At 57.3% G+C, this 17,055-nt stretch carries 18 protein-coding genes, 1 tRNA gene and 1 pseudogene; 11 read left to right on the forward strand and 9 right to left on the reverse strand.

The window, feature by feature from the left end; genetic code table 11:
* The first annotated feature begins 65 nt into the window (after window positions 1–65).
* Window positions 66–1,670 carry an NAD(P)H-quinone oxidoreductase subunit 4 gene (locus ACVWYZ_RS04045; protein ID WP_414357523.1) on the forward strand — a complete coding sequence of 535 codons (1,605 nt, stop codon included), beginning with the start codon at window positions 66–68 and terminating at the stop codon, window positions 1,668–1,670.
* A 56-nt stretch (window positions 1,671–1,726) separates the two neighbouring features.
* Here ACVWYZ_RS04045 and ACVWYZ_RS04050 read toward each other — a convergent pair whose 3' ends face one another.
* Both ACVWYZ_RS04050 and ACVWYZ_RS04055 read right to left on the reverse strand, forming a co-directional pair.
* Window positions 1,727–2,323 carry a Uma2 family endonuclease gene (locus ACVWYZ_RS04050; protein WP_457466174.1) on the reverse strand — a complete coding sequence of 199 codons (597 nt, stop codon included), beginning with the start codon at window positions 2,321–2,323 and terminating at the stop codon, window positions 1,727–1,729.
* Window positions 2,324–2,388: 65 nt separating this feature from the next.
* Window positions 2,389–3,135, reverse strand: coding sequence for a rhomboid family intramembrane serine protease (locus ACVWYZ_RS04055; protein WP_457466176.1), 747 nt, complete (start codon window positions 3,133–3,135; stop codon window positions 2,389–2,391).
* A 207-nt stretch (window positions 3,136–3,342) separates the two neighbouring features.
* Here ACVWYZ_RS04055 and ACVWYZ_RS04060 point away from each other — a divergent pair, with 207 nt between their 5' ends.
* Window positions 3,343–4,017, forward strand: a complete 675-nt coding sequence (locus tag ACVWYZ_RS04060; RefSeq protein ID WP_457466178.1) for a response regulator transcription factor — start codon at window positions 3,343–3,345, stop codon at window positions 4,015–4,017.
* A gap of 148 nt (window positions 4,018–4,165) precedes the next feature.
* Here the strand turns inward: ACVWYZ_RS04060 and psb35 are convergent, their stop codons facing one another.
* Window positions 4,166–4,474 (reverse strand): photosystem II assembly protein Psb35, encoded by a 309-nt coding sequence (gene psb35 / locus ACVWYZ_RS04065; RefSeq protein WP_457466180.1) that lies wholly within the window; start codon window positions 4,472–4,474, stop codon window positions 4,166–4,168.
* Window positions 4,475–4,611: 137 nt separating this feature from the next.
* On the reverse strand, window positions 4,612–4,830 hold the full coding sequence (locus ACVWYZ_RS04070; RefSeq protein ID WP_011433585.1) for a hypothetical protein: 219 nt from the start codon (window positions 4,828–4,830) through the stop codon (window positions 4,612–4,614).
* Window positions 4,831–5,014: 184 nt separating this feature from the next.
* Here ACVWYZ_RS04070 and ACVWYZ_RS04075 point away from each other — a divergent pair, with 184 nt between their 5' ends.
* On the forward strand, window positions 5,015–6,292 hold the full coding sequence (locus ACVWYZ_RS04075) for a cysteine desulfurase (RefSeq protein ID WP_414374674.1): 1,278 nt from the start codon (window positions 5,015–5,017) through the stop codon (window positions 6,290–6,292).
* Window positions 6,293–6,304: 12 nt separating this feature from the next.
* Window positions 6,305–6,400 (forward strand): annotated as a pseudogene (locus ACVWYZ_RS04080) (IS5-like element ISSoc13 family transposase); the annotation flags it as partial.
* 85 nt (window positions 6,401–6,485) lie between these two features.
* On the opposite strand, the gene ACVWYZ_RS04085 reads toward ACVWYZ_RS04080, so the two are convergent.
* On the reverse strand, window positions 6,486–8,165 hold the full coding sequence (locus ACVWYZ_RS04085) for a SpoIID/LytB domain-containing protein (RefSeq protein WP_457466182.1): 1,680 nt from the start codon (window positions 8,163–8,165) through the stop codon (window positions 6,486–6,488).
* Between the two features lie 89 nt (window positions 8,166–8,254).
* On the opposite strand from ACVWYZ_RS04085, the gene ACVWYZ_RS04090 reads away from it, so the two are divergent.
* The 3 genes from ACVWYZ_RS04090 to ACVWYZ_RS04100 all read left to right on the forward strand — a co-directional run bounded on the left by ACVWYZ_RS04090 (window position 8,255) and on the right by ACVWYZ_RS04100 (window position 10,590).
* Window positions 8,255–8,686, forward strand: coding sequence for a DUF1818 family protein (locus tag ACVWYZ_RS04090; protein WP_457466184.1), 432 nt, complete (start codon window positions 8,255–8,257; stop codon window positions 8,684–8,686).
* 89 nt (window positions 8,687–8,775) lie between these two features.
* Window positions 8,776–9,582 (forward strand): FAD binding domain-containing protein, encoded by an 807-nt coding sequence (locus tag ACVWYZ_RS04095; RefSeq protein WP_414408849.1) that lies wholly within the window; start codon window positions 8,776–8,778, stop codon window positions 9,580–9,582.
* A gap of 573 nt (window positions 9,583–10,155) precedes the next feature.
* Window positions 10,156–10,590: a type IV pilin protein gene (locus ACVWYZ_RS04100; RefSeq protein ID WP_414400579.1), complete on the forward strand. Its 435-nt coding sequence runs from the start codon at window positions 10,156–10,158 to the stop codon at window positions 10,588–10,590.
* 33 nt (window positions 10,591–10,623) lie between these two features.
* Here the strand turns inward: ACVWYZ_RS04100 and ACVWYZ_RS04105 are convergent.
* Window positions 10,624–10,697, reverse strand: a tRNA-Arg gene (locus tag ACVWYZ_RS04105).
* A gap of 139 nt (window positions 10,698–10,836) precedes the next feature.
* On the opposite strand from ACVWYZ_RS04105, the gene ACVWYZ_RS04110 reads away from it, so the two are divergent.
* On the forward strand, window positions 10,837–12,159 hold the full coding sequence (locus ACVWYZ_RS04110; protein ID WP_414374683.1) for a dihydroorotase: 1,323 nt from the start codon (window positions 10,837–10,839) through the stop codon (window positions 12,157–12,159).
* Window positions 12,160–12,265: 106 nt separating this feature from the next.
* Here the strand turns inward: ACVWYZ_RS04110 and ACVWYZ_RS04115 are convergent, their stop codons facing one another.
* From ACVWYZ_RS04115 to ACVWYZ_RS04125, 3 genes are all read right to left on the reverse strand, one after another.
* Window positions 12,266–13,537 carry an MDR family MFS transporter gene (locus ACVWYZ_RS04115; RefSeq protein ID WP_414358292.1) on the reverse strand — a complete coding sequence of 424 codons (1,272 nt, stop codon included), beginning with the start codon at window positions 13,535–13,537 and terminating at the stop codon, window positions 12,266–12,268.
* A gap of 26 nt (window positions 13,538–13,563) precedes the next feature.
* Window positions 13,564–13,788 carry a hypothetical protein gene (locus tag ACVWYZ_RS04120; protein WP_414374684.1) on the reverse strand — a complete coding sequence of 75 codons (225 nt, stop codon included), beginning with the start codon at window positions 13,786–13,788 and terminating at the stop codon, window positions 13,564–13,566.
* 351 nt (window positions 13,789–14,139) lie between these two features.
* A complete protein-coding gene (locus ACVWYZ_RS04125; RefSeq protein WP_457466188.1) occupies window positions 14,140–14,436 on the reverse strand; it encodes a hypothetical protein in 297 nt (98 codons plus the stop codon).
* Between the two features lie 214 nt (window positions 14,437–14,650).
* Between ACVWYZ_RS04125 and ACVWYZ_RS04130 the strand changes: the two genes are divergently transcribed.
* From ACVWYZ_RS04130 to ACVWYZ_RS04140, 3 genes are all read left to right on the forward strand, one after another.
* Window positions 14,651–14,893, forward strand: coding sequence for a Ycf34 family protein (locus ACVWYZ_RS04130; protein ID WP_414358294.1), 243 nt, complete (start codon window positions 14,651–14,653; stop codon window positions 14,891–14,893).
* Between the two features lie 136 nt (window positions 14,894–15,029).
* Window positions 15,030–16,046 carry an oxygen-dependent coproporphyrinogen oxidase gene (gene hemF / locus ACVWYZ_RS04135; protein ID WP_457466190.1) on the forward strand — a complete coding sequence of 339 codons (1,017 nt, stop codon included), beginning with the start codon at window positions 15,030–15,032 and terminating at the stop codon, window positions 16,044–16,046.
* Between the two features lie 39 nt (window positions 16,047–16,085).
* On the forward strand, window positions 16,086–16,781 hold the full coding sequence (locus ACVWYZ_RS04140; RefSeq protein WP_457466192.1) for an alpha/beta hydrolase: 696 nt from the start codon (window positions 16,086–16,088) through the stop codon (window positions 16,779–16,781).
* Window positions 16,782–17,055 lie beyond the last annotated feature (274 nt).

Below are 17,055 nucleotides of genomic sequence, written 5' to 3' on the forward strand. Positions count from 1 at the left end.
AAGGGCTGTCGGATTGCAGCCGGCAGGGATCCCCCTGATGGTATGGCACAAGCGAGGTTACATCCATGGCGCTGCCCAGCTTGCACGAGTTTCCTTGGCTGACCACGGTCATCGCTTACCCTGTGTTGGCCGCCCTATTTATTCCCCTGATCCCAGCACCGGCTGGGGATCCCAGTACCCGCGCCTACGCACAAAAGTTGGCCGAGCGGATCCGCTGGTTTGCTTTGTTCATTGCGGTCACGGATCTGCTGATTCTGCTGGCCGGCTTCTATGTCGGCTACGATCCCGGCCAGACAGGTTTGCAACTGCTGGAGCGCTACACCTGGGTACCCCAAGTGGGCTTGAGTTGGTCGGTGGGGGCTGATGGCCTCTCCATGCCCCTGATCCTGCTCACGGCGTTTATCACTACCCTAGCCATCTTGGCCGCTTGGCCGGTCACCCTCAAACCTCGCCTCTTCTACTTTTTGATGCTGGCCATGTACGGCGGGCAGATCGGGGTGTTTGCCGTGCAGGACATGTTGCTGTTTTTCCTGATGTGGGAATTGGAGCTGATCCCGGTGTACTTGCTCCTCTCCATTTGGGGGGGATACAACCGCCTGTATGCGGCCACCAAGTTCATCCTCTACACGGCTCTCAGCTCCCTGTTTATCCTGGTGGCAGGTCTGGCTATGGCCTTCTACGGGGATCCCATCAGCTTTGACATGACGGATCTGGCCCACAAGACCTATCCGCTCACCTTCCAACTGCTGATGTATGGGGCCTTCCTCATTGCCTATGGGGTGAAGCTGCCCATTTTCCCCTTGCACACTTGGCTGCCTGATGCCCACGGCGAGGCCACTGCGCCGGTGCACATGTTGCTGGCCGGGATCCTGCTCAAGATGGGGGGCTATGCCCTGATGCGCATGAATGCGGGCATGCTGCCGGATGCCCATCTTTACTTTGCGCCGGTGCTGATCGTGCTGGGGGTGGTGAACATCATCTTTGCGGCCCTCACCTCTTTCGCCCAGCGCAACCTGAAACGGAAGATCGCCTACTCTTCCATCAGCCACATGGGCTTCGTGCTCATCGGTATCGGATCCCTGACGGAGATCGGCATGAGCGGCGCCATGCTGCAGATGATCTCCCACGGGCTGATCGGGGCCAGCCTGTTCTTTTTGGTGGGGGCCACCTACGACCGCACCCATACGCTGGAGCTGGAGGAAATGGGCGGCGTTGGCCTGAAGATGCCCAAGATCTTCTCCATGTTCACCGCCTGCTCCCTGGCTTCGCTAGCCCTACCCGGCATGAGCGGCTTTGTGGCCGAGATCATGGTGTTTATCGGCATGGCCACCACCGATGCTTACTCTCTCCCCTTCCGGCTGGTGGTGGTTTTCCTGGCAGCAGTTGGGGTGATCCTGACCCCCATCTACCTGCTGTCGATGTTGCGGCAGATTTTCTTTGGCCCAGAGAACAAAGAGCTCACCGAACACGAAGAGTTGGTGGATGCCGAGCCACGCGAGGTGTTCATCATCGCCTGCCTGTTGATCCCAATCATCGGCATTGGCCTCTATCCCAAGCTGGTGACCAGCCTCTACGACCAATCCACCAACGCCTTGGTGGCGCTGCTGCGGCAGGAGCTGCCTCAAACTGGTGAGACGGTTGCCCAAGCCCCTGCCCTCTACAACAACTGAATAATAATGTTGAATTGAGATGAGAACTGAGGGTCGGAAAGGGATCCACTCCCTTTCTATCCCCTATTGGGCTTGCGGCCCTCACCAGCTTGAACTTGCATCCAGCCAAACAAAGTTGCAATTGTCAGTTGGATCCCTTGGGCAAACGCAGGAGCGGGGATCACCTCTTGGGGATCCTCATGTACTGTCGGCTGCTGCCCGGCAGGGTAGGCGAAAACAACCCTTTCTTCGGGATCCACCACCCACCCCATTTGGCAGCCGTGGGCCAAACCGATCAGGATTTTTTTGACCAGCTTCATTTGATTTTGATTGGGAGAGAAAATCTCGATCATCCAATACGGGCAAAAGGGGATGAGATTTTGAATGGTGCCATCTTCATCCACAGGGATCCGATCCCAGGGGATCACAGAAATATCGGGCACAATCGCATATCCGGCGAAGGTGCAGCGCAGCTCTGGAAATGCCATTCCCAGTTGAGAAGGCTCCAACATCTCGTTAATGAAGCTACCCAGTTTTAGTTGGAGACGGCTATGTTTTCCCTGTGGCATGGGCTTCTGGATAATTTCTCCTTTGATGAACTCGCTGGCGGGCTGAGTTTCCGGCTGTTGTAGAAAGTCTTCCAGAGTTAGAGGCTTGGCAGATAGACTGACCATGGCTTTCTCCCATCACGCTGCTATCCGATTAACAATAGACTGAGAAAGTATCAAAGCTGATCAAATCAAAACAGATCCCTGTCGCGTTGTTGCCATGTCATTTGGCGGTCATAAGGGCTTTTGCCGGAAAACAAACCCATTAGCGGCCCCAAAATGGCCCCAAACACAAAACCGCCCGCATGGGCCCAATAGGCAATCCCCCCACCCTGCATACCGATGTTGGTAGGCGTCTGTAGGCTGGCAATGCCGTAGAAGGCTTGCTGGATGAACCAAAAGCCTAGGAACACCCAAGCCGGAACGTAGAGGGTTGTGATGAAAATACCCAAGGGCACCAGGGTCAGAATCTCGGCCCGTGGAAAACGCAAAATATACGCTCCCAATACGCCAGCAATAGCGCCGCTTGCCCCCAGTGAAGGAATGGGGGATCCCATGTCGAAAAACCACTGCGTTAATGCAGCCAAAGCTCCGCAAGCCAGGTAAAAGATGAGGTAGCGCACATGGCCCAAGCGATCCTCAACGTTGTTGCCGAAAACCCACAAAAAAAGCATGTTCCCGCCAATGTGGAGAAAGCCCCCATGCAGAAATTGTGAGGTGAATAGGGTTATCCATTCCGGACGCGACGAAGAGGTGAGCTCCCCTCGAAAACTGGCCGTCAACTCTGTCGGTACCACTGCCCACTCCCGGAAAAAAGCTGCCAGCTCTTGTGGCGACAGGGTTAGCTGGTACAGAAAAATTAAGATGTTAACGATCACCAGGGCATAAGTGACATAGGCTGTGCGGGTGGTTGGGTTGCGATCTTGCAGGGGTACCACAGTTCAGATCCGGTTGACGTCACCCTCTAGCCTAACCTGTCCTTTCCCACCCCCCCAGGCTCACCTCTAAGCCCCTACCTGAGGCTACACTGGGGTAGTCGGCTGGGAGCTATGCTTGCAGACGGATCCCTTGCCGACGAACGCATCTCGGCCAAGCTCGCTCGGCAGAGAATGGACTACAAGATAAGGATTTAGAGGAGTGGATTGATGCCCGAGGTTGAAAGCGCCACTGCCCCGCTCAAGTTTTTGATCGTCGAAGATCATCCAGAGGTGGCTCAAAACAACTGTGAGTGGCTGCAACGCATTGCAGCAGATGCTCAATGTATTACGGTCACCAATCCCATGGACGCCATCCTGCGCTTGCAGCGGGAACAACCGGACTTGGTTGTAGCCGATCTGCTCTACGGTCAAACCAGCGGGGAGCAGTCTGCCGAGCCTGGCCTAGAGTTCCTGCGTCATATCTTTGAGAACTACCCCACCTTGAATGTGATGGCCTATTCCAGCGAGCCGCTGCTGCTCACTCCATTGGTGGGCCTGATCAGCAAACACCAGGGTGGGTTTGCCGCGGTCAACAAAATGGAACGGCGCACCGTGTTTTTGGAGGGGGCCAAAAGTGCCCTCAATGGAGAATTGCGCATGCCGCGGGAGTTGCGCGGTCTTACGAAGCTGACGGAACGAGAAATTGAGGTCTTGAATTTGCTCTGCAAAGAAGCCCTCACCGACCAAGCCATTGCCGATCGCATTCACACCAGCAAGAAGACCGTACAAAACTGTATCCAAAGGCTCAAAGAAAAGCTAGATATTTTCGGCTCTGAGGATGAGATCAACGCCCGCATTGCCATGTGCATGACAGCTGTTCAGAAAAAGATTATCCAGTGGTAAAGGCTGAAGGCCAGCAGTGACTTGCATCTGCGGCCAGCTCCAGCTTGGGGTACTGGCAAAGGCTTAGTCAAAGCCAGAAGAAGAGAGGCGGAGCTCTCCGGCTGCCATTTTCCAATTCTTCCAGCCATCAGACAGCTTTCAACTGGGATCAGCGGATCCCCAGTGCAGAGGCAAACACGCTGTGGCCCACTATGGCCTCTACCAAAACACTGATGGCAAACCCCAGCATGGCCAGCCGTCCGTTCCATCGCTCGGCCTTCTCCGTCCAGCCAATCTCCCACTCCGGCGGGGTATCGCCGTCTTGACCGTACTGCGGCACGTACCGCGGGCGACCGGCGCCTTCCCAGCCAGCAGGGCGCTTGGAGTTGAAGAAAGCCATCGAGCCAATCACAACAGCGGCCACCAGCCCGGCCACCATGACGGCAATGTAGGGGAGGAAGGGATTGTCAAGCATCATCGGACTGTCGAGATAGGGATTGAAGGGTGAAAAAGCTCCCAAAAAGGGTAGAGCTGTAACATCTCAAAGCCGAAGAGAAAGTCTGTGAGATGTCCAATGTGGCTCTACCGAAAAGTTCTTCGACAAATTATTGCAGGTTATTGCAGACCTAGCCACTGGGCGAGAGTGCTGGCAAAAACACTGTGGCCCAGCACCGCTTCTGTAGCAATGCTGATCACCAAGCCCAACATGGCCAAGCGTCCATTCCAACGCTCCGCTTGCTCTGTCCAGCCTGGGATCCAGTCGTTGGTGGTGTCGTAGTACTGGGCAACAGAAGCGGAGTCCAAGCGAGAAGGGATTCTGGGAGACGATTGCATTGCTAATACCTCGTATTGGTTGCTGTAACCAAACTTAACACAAAGTTACATTTTGTGACAAGTTTCGCTTTCAGGTCAGGGCGGAAGGGATCCCTGGCCGTTGCAACGGTTTGGGCAGAGGGGTTGGCCGAGGGCTGGCCGGAAGCGATGTCATACTGAGGGAAGCAGGCCTTTTGCGCAGACTATGGCGGTATCCCCCCTTTCTTCTTTCAAGCTTGATCATTCTTTCGACCTGGCTGCCCAGGTGCGGTCAGATTTTCCGATTTTGCAGCGCCAGATCAACGGCCACCCGCTGATCTACTTTGACAACGCTGCCACTTCTCAAAAGCCACTGGCAGTCCTGCAGGCGATGGATCATTACTATCGACACTGCAATGCCAACGTGCATCGCGGGGTGCATACGCTGAGCAACGAAGCCACAGATGCCTATGAGGGGGCGCGGGAAAAGATCGCTCGTTTTGTGAACGCGCCTTCTCCTCAGGAGATCATTTACACCCGCAATGCCAGCGAAGCCATCAATCTGGTGGCCTACAGTTGGGGCTTGAGCCATCTGGAGCGGGGGGATGAGATCGTCCTCTCGGTGATGGAGCATCACAGCAACCTGATCCCGTGGCAATGGGTGGCCCAAAGGACGGGAGCCCACCTCAAGTTCATCCAGATCACGCCAGAGGGAGAGCTGGATCTGGAGCACTACCGGTCTTTGCTCAGCGACCGCACCCGCTTGGTGGCGGTAACCCAGGTCTCCAACATGCTGGGATCCATCAATCCCGTCCAGGAGATGACTGAGCTGGCCCATCGCTACGGGGCCAAGGTTCTGCTGGATGCTTGCCAGAGTGTGCCCCACATGCCTGTGGATGTCCAGGCGCTGAATTGCGATTGGCTGGCCTTTTCGGGGCACAAGATGTGTGGCCCGACGGGGATCGGCGTCCTCTACGGCAGGCGGGAGCTGCTGCGAGCGATGCCTCCCTTTTTGGGCGGGGGAGAGATGATCGCCGATGTGTACTGGGATCACGCCACCTATGCGGATATCCCCCACAAATTTGAAGCCGGTACGCCGGCGATTGCCCAGGCGGTGGGGTTAGGGGCAGCCGTAGATTACTTGAGCCAGATCGGTCTGGAGCGGGTTCATGCCCACGAACAAAGGTTGATTGCCCACCTGTTGGACGGGATCCAGCGCATAGCGGGTATTAGGGTTTATGGCCCCAAGGATCCGGCGCGACGGGCAGGGCTGGTCAGCTTTTCGGTGGAGGCCGTCCATCCTCACGACCTGTCTACCTTGCTGGATGAGCAGGGCATTGCCGTTCGAGCAGGGCACCACTGCACTCAGCCTCTCCATTGCTATTTGGGAGTACAGTCCACTGCCCGAGCCAGTGTTTACCTGTACAACACCTTGGCGGAGGTGGATCGCTTTTTGGACGTGTTGGCAGAAGCGGTGGAGTTCTTCAGCGTTGCCCTAAGCTAGGTCGTGTTGATCTTAAAGCAGTACCGACATCTATTTTCTCGTTTTGACAAATTGGCAAGAAACTTCTTGAGTTTTCTCTATCTCGTCAGTGCTCTCTTTTGGCTCAAATATAAAGATCAACACAACCTTGCATTCCTCCCGACCCTCGCCCTGTGGGCAGAGGGCAGGGCTCCTGTGGCTTCTAGCTGAATCTCTAGCGGACGGAGTAGGCTGCTGAGACGGCAGGCAACTGCAGGGAGAGGGATCCCAGCGGGGCCAAGGTGGTGCCGGGGTAGTAAAAAGCGAGGATTTGCGCCGCGTTAAACCCCTGCCGAGCCAGGGTATAGGAGCCGTACTGGCTCAAGCCCACCCCATGGCCGAAGCCGCCGCCGATAAAGCGATAGCCCGCCAATCGCTCCCCTTGTTTGAGAGGCTCTATCCGAAACAGGGTGCTGTACAGGCGGGGAAAAGCCAAGCGCACCTGATCTTTGCGCAAAAGAATGGAGTGGATCCCTTCTGCCGTCTGCAAGTCCAATTGCATCGCCTGCACCCGGCCACTGGCGGAGCGCTCCAGGATCTGCATTCCCGCGATGCTGCTCCAAGTGGGCATGGGGATCCCCAGGTAGTCTTGGCCGGCGCGCAACTGGGTGTTCAGCTCCTCCAGAGATAGGGAGAACTCCCAGCGGAATAGGCGGGATACCCCTGCTTCGTTGAAGCCCTCTCGTTGGGCCAAAAACGCCTGGAAGCTGCTCTCCTGCCGCAAATCCAAGGGCTTACCCGGTTGATGGGCAATATCCGCTTGCCGGCGCAGGTAGGGGCGCGGATCCCCGTCCCAAACATCTTCAAAGGCCGCCGAGATGCCGCCATTGGTAGAGGAATAGACAGCATCCACCAGCTCGCCATTGTAGGTGAGCACCAGGCCACTGGTTTGGCGAATGGCTTCGTCTGCCCGTGGGTGAGTTCCGGTCAACCCCTTGTAAACCTGGCAATGGGTATTGGCGCAGAGCTGATAATCGTCAACCTGAAAGCGGTGGAGGTTCTTGAGGGCGTAGGTGCGCGCCAAAATCGCCTGGGCGGCCATCGCGGCAAAAGGGGCCCCTGGCCCCACCTCGTGGGGAACTACCCCCCGCAAATAGGTTTCCAGAGGCACGGCATTGACCACAGTGTAGCTGCCGTAGGCATTGGGCTGAAAGGTGATGGATCCGGCATAGTAGTGGTCGTTCACCCGTAGATAGCCGGCATCAGAGGTCACCCTGAGGCGGGTGCGGTGGTAGCGAAAGTGTTCATGGATCCAGCTCAGCTCCGCCCGTTCTCGCCGCTCCTGCACCTCGAGCCGCACATGGGGGATCCCTTCTTTCTGGGCATACTGCTGAATCTGGGCCAGTTGTTGCGGGGTGTAGGCGCGGCTGGCCCACACCTGCCATTCTTGCGGCTGGGCGATCTCGGTGCTAATGCCCAGAGACTGCCAATGGTTGGCATTGGCCTCGGCACTCTCAAAGCTTTTGTGGCTGCTGAGAATTAGACGATATACGGTTTCCGGGGAGGTCAGGGCGTGATTGACAATGCCAATGCTGACCCGAGGCGTTCGCTGCGTTTGGGTGCTGCCGTCTGCTTGGGCAAATTCCAGGGTGAGAAGGGATCCCGTCGGCGCTGCCAGCTCCACCTGATCCGTCTCAGAACGGCCAAAGCGTTGCACAATGCCTATGTGCAGGATTGGGTTTTCGGGGGTGGCCGCCGTGGCAAAGGTCTCTTCGCCAACGCCGGTCGCGTCGGCGGCATGGAGCGCCAAGGCCGTCAGCAACAGGCCCAAGCCGGAAATGAGGGTGCTCTGCTTGCAGGACGAAGTCCTTGAAAACCGGCGAGGTTTGGCAGTGGGAGGCTGACAACTGGCCATGGCCGCTTTATCCTAAAACACACCCTGTCGATTTTACCCGCATCTTTTCTGGCCCACCTGCAGTGGTCGCGTTAGCGGTGCGGAGCACCATGGATGCTTTTCCTCGCATGTCTGTTCCCGACGACGGGTTCCCAATCGCCACGGCGGGACGCCGCCCCTCTTTGCACAAGGGATCCGGCTGGCGGCTGGGCTGGGATCCCACCCGTTCCCCTTTTGTTGCCCTGGTGGGGGGAGAAACCTGGGCGCTGGAGCTCACTCAGGAGGAGTGGCAAGCGTTTGTGCAGGGGGTGCAGCGCCTGCAGCAGGATATGAAGGCCATCGCATCCCAACTGATGGCGGAGGAGGGCATTACGCTGGAGCAGACTTGCCCTGCTTTGACGTTGATTGCCAGCGGCAGCGCCACCGCCTGGGGCCTCTACGTGCAATTGCATCAAGGCCGGCGCGGAGAAGGTTTTTGGCCTGCTGATGTTGTCCCTGAGCTATGCCAGGCCCTCGCCCAATGCTTTCAGGAAGCTCTCTAGCCCCCTGAAGCCTGCAGTCTGGATCCCTGCCCAGGGTTTTTGGGGCGAAGCTACAACCCCTTGATTCCCTTCAGCGCCTGAGAGAACTGATGGATCTGCACCATCTGCACACTTACATTCGTCCCCGACAGCTTGAGGACTTGACCGCCTGGGATCCCGGCTGGAACTGGCTGGCCGGGGGGACTTGGCTCTTCTCCCAGCCGCAACCCCACCTGCGGGGACTGGTCGATTTGCATCCTCTGGGCTGGAATGAGCTGGAAATCAGCGCAGAAGGGCTAAAACTGGGGGCAACCTGTACCTTCCAGCAACTGCTGCAATACCCTTGGCCGCCCCATTGGCCGGGGATCCGCGCCCTGTGCGAGGGAATGGCATCTTTGGCCTCTTTCAAAGTGGCCCATCTGGCAACGATAGGGGGAAATCTCTGTCTGGCCCTGAGTGTCGGTGTCGTAGCGCCCGTGTTGATCGCCCTTGAGGCCACCTACACGCTGATCGATCTGCAGGGATCCCTGCGCCACATCCCCGCTCAGGACTTTCAAACCGGCCCCCAACAAACTCTGCTGCAGCCGGGGGAAGCCTTGCGATCCATCTGGATCCCGGCCCAACGCCTGCGCAGCCCCAGCACCTTTCAGCGGCTCGGCATCACCCAAACGGATCCCGCCCTGGTGATCGTTGCCGGATCGCGCGATCCCGACTCAGGCAACTATCGCTTCGGGCTCAATGCCGCCCTTTCGCCCCCACAACTGATCCAGATGGGATCCCGGCCCAATCCAGAACACCTTCCCCAACTTTTGGCAGAGCAAGCCCACGGCTGGATCGCGGATTTTCGGGCCAGCGCCCTTTACCGCCAACGCATGAGCGAGGTATTGATTCGCCGCTGTATAGACATCTTGGGCTAATCGGGGTATTGCCTCATCCCAACAGGGGGCTGAGAACGACGTACTCATCCTGCCAAAGCTCCCGCCGCTCTGAAAGTAAAGGTTTTAGGCGTGGGTCAGTGCCCCAGTTTGAATCGAAATGACCATAAGTCTGACATTCCCGTCCATAGGATTGAGATAGCCACAGGCAAAAATTCATCTGTTGCTGTTCCAAAAATGGGTAACACATAAAAGTTTGGGGCAGTAGCAACTGGCAGTGTCACCCCATAGACAGCCGCGAAAACAGTTCACAGTGAACTCAGATTTATCTGGCCTTAAAACTTGAAGCCAGTTTACAAAAAATTTACCTACAGTTGATATCCAGTGGGGTTTTGGATTCAGGAGTTCACATGATTTGATGAGGAAAGTTTTGGGTCTGCGAAGGGTAACCTGAGACCAAGAAAAGGCTTGAATACCAGGGCAAGATCCTTCGGGTTTAGCCGGGTGCCTGATTTCTCCCAAAGTGGGGCTGAGGCTGTCATGAATCGGTTTTCCCTTCATGAAGTCTATCTCAGGAGAATCCTTTTCCGTCTGGCCACTGCAGCTCCTCGTGGCATGACATTGATCGAGTTGCTTGTGGTCATTGTGATTGTCGGTACTCTCTGCGCGGTGGCCATTCCCAACCTGCTTAACCACATTCGCCGTTCCAGAGTTGCTGAAGCCCAAACAGCTTTGGCGACCGTTGGCCGTGCTTCGGAAATCTTCCGCATGGACTTTACGGTTTATCCCTCCGGCTACGCCGATATTGAATTCGGAGGGATCCACGGGGATCGCTATTTACAAGATCCCTGGCAAGCCTACAACTACCGTCTTCCCGAAGTTGTTCCTCCCACACCTGGCCCAAGCGGCATTCGTTGGATGACTGAGTCTTACACCTACACAACTGCTGGTGGGGATCCCCTGCGCTGTGACATTGGCCTCGGGGATCGCCAGCAAGAGGTTCTGGTCTCTGGCTACGACCTGCACAACTCCTGCAACCTTTATCATTGACTTGCCTGGGCGAGATTTGGCGGCTTGAGGAGACGGGACTGGGCGGACTTGAACCGCCGACCTAGCGCTTAGGAGGCGCTTGCTCTATCCATCTGAGCTACAGCCCCTTGTCGGACATCCTACCGATCTTAGCCCCCATCCCAGATTACAGCCCTTTTGCAGATGAAGTGGTGCTCAGCCAATTCTTAACGCGCTCCGACTGGGGTTGGTGTTATTCTGAGAGCGCCTTTGAGGGAGGGCGGAGCTTTGTCTGGCGATTTGCTGATCCGAAATGCTGAGCTGCTGGTGCCGGAAGGGGATCCCTGGCGGGGAGATGTGCTGGTGCGGGAGGGGCGCATTGCCCAAATCGGCCCAAACCTCTCGCCAGAAGGGGTGGCAAGGATCATTGACGCTGAGGGCCATACCCTGATGCCGGGGGTTATCGATCCCCAAGTTCACTTTCGCGAGCCTGGCCGCGAGCACAAAGAAGACCTGCAGACGGGATCCTGGGCCTGTGCCCGGGGCGGGGTGACCAGCTTTTTGGAGATGCCCAACACCGACCCCCTGACGATTGACCAAGCGACGCTGGATGACAAGCTGGCCCGTGCGGCCAGCAAGTGTGTAGTCAATTACGGCTTTTTTATCGGGGCCACTGCCGATAACCTAAAAGAGCTGCAAACGGTGCAGGGAGCCTGTGGCATCAAAATCTTCATGGGATCCATGCATGGCCCCCTCTTGGTGGATGATCAGGCGGCGCTAGAACGGATTTTCGGGGAAACGGATCCCAACTTTTTAATTGCCGTCCATGCCGAAGATTTGTCTCGCATCACAGCTCGTAAGGCCCTGTTTGCCGGACGCACAGACGTAGCTGTTCACTCGCAAATTCAGGACGAGGAATCGGCCCTGATCGCCTCACGGCGGGCTTTGGACTTGGCCACCCGCTACCGCCATCGCCTACACATTTTGCACCTTTCCACCGGTCTAGAGGTCGAGCTGCTGCGCCAGCACAAGCCAGCTTGGGTGACGGCAGAGGTGACCCCCCAACACCTACTGCTCAGCACCGCCGATTACGCTCGTCTGGGATCCCTGGCCCAGATGAACCCCCCCCTGCGGGATCCCGCTAACCTGGCCCAACTGTGGCAGGGGCTGCACGACGGGATCCTGGATTGCATTGCCACCGACCATGCCCCTCATACTTTGGAAGAAAAGGCTCAGCCCTATCCCCACTCCCCTTCCGGTATGCCCGGCGTGGAAACCGCTTTGCCTCTGATGTTGACGGCAGCCCAGCAGGGGCGTTGTACGCTGGCGCAGGTGGTGCGGTGGATGTGTGAGGCGCCGGCCCGCCTCTACGGGATCCCTAACAAAGGACGACTGCAAGTGGGCTACGATGCTGACTTGGTGTTGGTGGATCGCCATACCCCCAAGCCGGTGCGGCGAGAAGAACTGTTGACCAAATGCCGCTGGAGCCCCTTTGAAGGGTGGGAGCTGGTAGGCTGGCCACTGCTAACCCTCGTGGGCGGGCAGATCGCCTTTCAAAATGGCCGTGTGGATCCCTCGGTGCGGGGAAAGGCCCTGCAATTTCAGCGCTAGCCAGGGATCCCTGGCGTTCTATCTATTCCATCTAAAAGTCATCATCCATACCCTGGCAAACTGTTGGCCAAGATTGGGATCCCGAGATCTGTCTCCTTTCTAGGCTCTAGCGTTCCGCATCACCGAGGGGAGCGGGCTCCATCACCAGAGGCGCTGCGGTTCTATTCACCTTGCAGGGCAGAATGCGGTTTAGAAAGCCGAGGATCCCCCAAACCCAACTGACGGTGATCACCCAAAAGATCCACAGCCCGCTTGCCCACGGTTGCGGCAAGTCCAAGGCCATCCCCCCAATCATCGGGCCAAGGGCAAACCCCGCCGACCAACAAAGAGAGTTGACCGACAGATACACTCCCCGCAAGTGATCCGGTGCCAAATCCGCCACCAAAGCAGAGGCAGAGGGGTTGTAGCTCACCAACGCCAAAGAGAGCACCGCCAGCGCCAAGACTGCCACCACCGACCCCAATCCCGCCGCCAGACCGCTAAGCCAAACCAAAAGAAATCCCACCCCCCACATCAGGGCGGATCCCTGCAACCCTTGAATGCGCGTCCGGCGATTCAGCCAACGGGCCACCGGCATCTGCAGCAGAGCAACCAAGGCCCCATGTAAGGCAAACAAAATGCCGATTTGCACCTCTGGGATCCCTACCCCATTGCGGAAGTAGAGGGGCATGCTGCTGCTGAGCTGAGCGACATAGGTGGTGAACAGGATATTCGACAGGCCAAACACCAAGAGGGAGCGATCCCTGAGAGCGGTTTTCCAACCTGCCAACACCGGCTCTGCTGCCGGACAAGTCGCCCGAGTTTCCCGGATAAAAAACCAAAGCACCGCCAGAAAGATCAGAAAAGTGACACCATCGATCACAAACAAGAGCCGATAGGCCCCCGTCAGAGCCACCAGCGTGCTGGCCATAGCCACCCCAAGGCTGAGGCCCAAGTTGTCCCCCAGACGGTTGAGGGCGTAGGCTTCGTTGCGCTGCTCGCGGGTGGTTAGATCCGCTACAATCGCTTCTGCAGGCGGCCAGTACAACCCCTGCCCCAAACCTGCAGCCACATTGGCCAGAGCAAAACTCCAGAAGTTATGGGAGAGCGCAAACCCAAACGACCCCAAGCTGGAAATGGCCAGGGAGAGGATCAAAGTGGAGCGGCGCCCCCAAGCTCCATCGGCCATCGAGCCGCCCAGGATGCGGCCAAACACCCCGGCAAAAGCCATAATGCCCAGCCCCAAGCCCACTTGGGTGGCGGTCAGCCCTACCTGATTGACAAAAAAGAGGGTGGCATAAAACAGGGTAAAGCCGGTTCCGGTTTGGGAAAGCAGCCGACCGACAAAGATTAGCCAAACCTGAAAACTGAGCTTCGGCCACCAAGAAGGGATCCGCATGTTGGGTGCAGTGGGGGAGGGCCTACCTAGCCTACGGGATCCCGTTCACCGACGCCAGGGCAAGAACCCTGCTCCGACTCTGACAGGTAAGCTGAAAATCTGCCAAGCCAAGCCTGATGTTCGTTACCGGAAGGCTCTTCACCCAGCGAACCAGCAGACAGGGCAACCCATTCCCCCAACTCCAGATATTCGCTCAACAGCCGCGCCAACTTATAAACTCGATAATCGAGCTGCACCAAGCTACTTTTCATCTGCCCCAAAACACCCAGTCCTCTTCTAAGCCGACTCAACGCTTTTCCCAAAACTTGCTGAGCAGGAAGCCAGTCCCTGCCTCGCCACAGCCGAGCCGTAGCTCCCTTTTGCCCACAACAGGGTGCCTGTAGCTCAGCCGCAGACCTGGACAAGGCTGGAAAAAGCTGTGCCTTACAGTCCTAACATTAACAATCGTAAAACAATTGCAAATAAAAAGTCATCCACCTGCTTGCCTTGCAGGAGCCAACCCAAGCGCTAGACCAAGAGAGCCGCGGTTTTTTTCAAGTCAGCACGGGTGTCTTTGGGGCAAGGGATCCATCCGACAAGCGCTAACCGGCTGCTGGTTGCTTCTAGCTGACGGCCACGGGCGACTTAGCCGCAGCAGCAGCGCGATTTTCCTCTTCCTCAGGAGGGACAACGGAAAACTCGATGTGATTGAGCAGGGTGGTCACGAAGGCGAAGAGCAGGAAAGGCAGGGAGATCACCAAAATCAGAGCAATGGTGAGAAAAGCGTAGAGGGGGCTATTCATCAGGGAGAGGGCAGCGGCCAAGCTGGCAAAGATGACAATCAGCCAAACGATGATCTGGCCGTAGATATCTCCAAAGGAGAGGGTGCAGGTGAAGCGGTAGCGGGTGTGGGTGTTCATGGCAGTTCCTCTGGATAGCCTGGATGGTTCGATCCTAAGGACAGATCAAGCCCCATCCTGAGAAATATGTCGAGATTTTAGACGAGAGACGAGGAGATGCCTCTCTTTGCTAAGAAATATCTCAAGAATCGGCTGAGAAAGAGGGGATCCGCCGTCTGGAAAGGGGCAGGATGCTACCCTCGAGATTGGGAACCGTCTCTTGCAGGCAGCAGCCATGTGTATTTGTATTCACTGCTACTATGTGGATCGCTGTACCACCTACCATGCCGTGGAAGCGCAGCATCAGCAACCTCATCTCACACTGACGCCGGATTTTGAGCCGCAGGGCCCCCAGATCAATGTCAATATCCGCAATGGGGGCACCGAGATGGAATGGGATGTGGTGGGCTGCCAGAGCTTTCGCGAGGAACGGAACAAGTGGGCGCGGCTCCGTCCCTACGAGGTGGTTCCCACGTGAGATCCTAAAACGGCCTGGATTTTACAGAAAGTTTCTTGCCCGGCCAGGTTAGAACTCTTTGGTTCGGTTCTCCCAGCCTGGGAGGGTTTATCTGGGCGGGGGATGTTTTTGGCGAGTTTCGAGAGATTGGAAGACTATGGTGCTGACCTCAAGCCCCGCAGCGCTGCCGGTGGATGCCCGCCAACAGGTGAGTCGGCTCATGCAGCGCCTACAAGATGACATCTGTGCCCGTCTGGAGGCCCTGGACGGAAAAGCCAAGTTTCGGGAAGACCGTTGGGAACGCCCTGGAGGAGGGGGTGGGCGCTCGCGGGTCATTCAGCAGGGAGATGTGTTTGAGCAGGGGGGGGTCAATTTTTCCGAGGTGTTCGGATCCCATCTGCCCCCTTCGATTCTGAAACAGCGTCCAGAAGCGGCAGGGCATCCTTTCTACGCCACAGGCACCTCTATGGTGTTGCATCCTCGCAACCCCTATGTGCCGACGGTACACCTGAACTATCGCTATTTCGAGGCGGGGCCGGTTTGGTGGTTTGGGGGCGGGATGGATCTCACCCCCTATTACCTGTTTGAGGAGGATGCGGCCCATTTTCACCGCACCGCCAAGGCAGCCTGTGACCGCTTGGATCCCGCCTACTACCCGGTTTTCAAGATTTGGTGCGATCGCTACTTTTTCCTACCCCATCGCGGCGAGGCGCGCGGTGTTGGCGGCATTTTCTTCGACTATCAGGATGAACGCCCTGGGCTGCTCTATCGGCCCGAAGGTCAGGCGGAAGGGGATCCCGAACAACTGGCTTCTGAGCCACCATCGTTACAGGTGCGGGTGGGATCCCGCAGTTGGGAACATCTTTTCCAGTTGGTGCAAGCCTGTGGCGAAGCCTTCTTGCCGGCCTATGTGCCGATTGTGGAGCGGCGGCAGGGGATGGAATGGGGGGAGAGAGAACGGCAATTCCAGCTCTATCGTCGCGGGCGCTACGTGGAGTTCAACTTGGTCTATGACCGCGGCACGATCTTTGGACTCCAGACCCAGGGCCGCACCGAGTCGATTTTGATGTCTTTGCCGCCATTGGTGCGCTGGGAATATGGCTACGAGCCGCAACCGGACACGTGGGAAGCCAAGCTCCATCAGGTGCTTCGCCAGCCCCAGGATTGGGCGTAGGCCGGCCATACCTTGTCTCCGCCTTTGAGGATCCGCTGCGTGCCTTCTTCTTTGCCCCTCACCTACCGCTTTCAGCCGCCTCGACAGGTCGGCTTGGGATCCGCACCTGTGTTGGTGATGCTGCACGGGATCGGCAGCCACGAGGGGGATTTGTTCCAGTTGGCCCCCTATCTGGATCCCCGGTTGGCGGTGATTAGCTTGAGAGCCCCTATTCCGTGGAGTGGAGGCGGGTTTGCCTGGTTTGAAATGGCCTGGACGCCAGAAGGGCTGGTGGGGGATCCCCAGCAAGCGCGCAATAGCCTCCAGCTCCTGAGCCGCTTTCTAGAACAGACGCTGCCCAGTGGGATCCCGGGTATTGCCTTGGATCCCAGCCAGGTGTATTTGCTGGGGTTCAGCCAGGGGGCGATCATGAGCCTGTATTTGGCTCTGACCCAGCCGGAGAAGCTGGCAGGGGTGGTGGCGATGAGTGGGCGTTTATCTCCAGAGATCCTGGCCGAGGCGGTGGAGCCGGAGCGGATGAAACACCTGGCCATCTTGGCAGTTCATGGCACTGCCGATGCTGTTTTGCCGATTGCTTTTGGCCGCCAGATCAGGGATTATTTTGCCCCGCTGCCACTGAACTTTACCTATCGCGAGTACGAGATGGGCCATGAAGTTTCCCCGGAGAGCCTGCGGGATATTCAGGTGTGGTTGCAAAATCTATTGGATAGGAGAGATTCGGAAGTGAAAACCTGAAGAAGTTTGACCCAATTGGGATGACCCTAATTCAGGTGTTGAGCAAGGCTGTGCAGCACTTAGCAAGCTCCTCAATGGCACAGCTCCGGTTCTCGCCATCTTCAGGGTTTCGAGGGGCAAGTGATAGGGATCCCTGCCCCATTCAGCTAGAAATCGCAGGAGCCCCGCACTGTACCCGCAGGGTCAGTGTCGGGAGGAATGCGGAAGTTATGATAGAACCATGACCCAAGTCCTGACCGTCTCCTGCAAGCTCAAGGTGTCCCAGTCGCAAGCC

The organism is Thermostichus sp. MS-CIW-37, from assembly GCF_054060065.1.

Coding starts and splice junctions, on each gene's coding strand:
- ACVWYZ_RS04045 (WP_414357523.1), top strand. CDS start 66: ATGGCGCTGCCCAGCTTGCACGAGTTTCCTTGGCTGACCACGGTCATC.
- ACVWYZ_RS04050 (WP_457466174.1), bottom strand. CDS start 2,323: ATGGTCAGTCTATCTGCCAAGCCTCTAACTCTGGAAGACTTTCTACAA.
- ACVWYZ_RS04060 (WP_457466178.1), top strand. CDS start 3,343: ATGCCCGAGGTTGAAAGCGCCACTGCCCCGCTCAAGTTTTTGATCGTC.
- psb35 (WP_457466180.1), bottom strand. CDS start 4,474: ATGATGCTTGACAATCCCTTCCTCCCCTACATTGCCGTCATGGTGGCC.
- ACVWYZ_RS04070 (WP_011433585.1), bottom strand. CDS start 4,830: ATGCAATCGTCTCCCAGAATCCCTTCTCGCTTGGACTCCGCTTCTGTT.
- ACVWYZ_RS04075 (WP_414374674.1), top strand. CDS start 5,015: ATGGCGGTATCCCCCCTTTCTTCTTTCAAGCTTGATCATTCTTTCGAC.
- ACVWYZ_RS04085 (WP_457466182.1), bottom strand. CDS start 8,165: ATGGCCAGTTGTCAGCCTCCCACTGCCAAACCTCGCCGGTTTTCAAGG.
- ACVWYZ_RS04090 (WP_457466184.1), top strand. CDS start 8,255: ATGGATGCTTTTCCTCGCATGTCTGTTCCCGACGACGGGTTCCCAATC.
- ACVWYZ_RS04095 (WP_414408849.1), top strand. CDS start 8,776: ATGGATCTGCACCATCTGCACACTTACATTCGTCCCCGACAGCTTGAG.
- ACVWYZ_RS04100 (WP_414400579.1), top strand. CDS start 10,156: ATGACATTGATCGAGTTGCTTGTGGTCATTGTGATTGTCGGTACTCTC.
- ACVWYZ_RS04115 (WP_414358292.1), bottom strand. CDS start 13,537: ATGCGGATCCCTTCTTGGTGGCCGAAGCTCAGTTTTCAGGTTTGGCTA.
- ACVWYZ_RS04120 (WP_414374684.1), bottom strand. CDS start 13,788: ATGAAAAGTAGCTTGGTGCAGCTCGATTATCGAGTTTATAAGTTGGCG.
- ACVWYZ_RS04125 (WP_457466188.1), bottom strand. CDS start 14,436: ATGAACACCCACACCCGCTACCGCTTCACCTGCACCCTCTCCTTTGGA.
- ACVWYZ_RS04130 (WP_414358294.1), top strand. CDS start 14,651: ATGTGTATTTGTATTCACTGCTACTATGTGGATCGCTGTACCACCTAC.
- hemF (WP_457466190.1), top strand. CDS start 15,030: ATGGTGCTGACCTCAAGCCCCGCAGCGCTGCCGGTGGATGCCCGCCAA.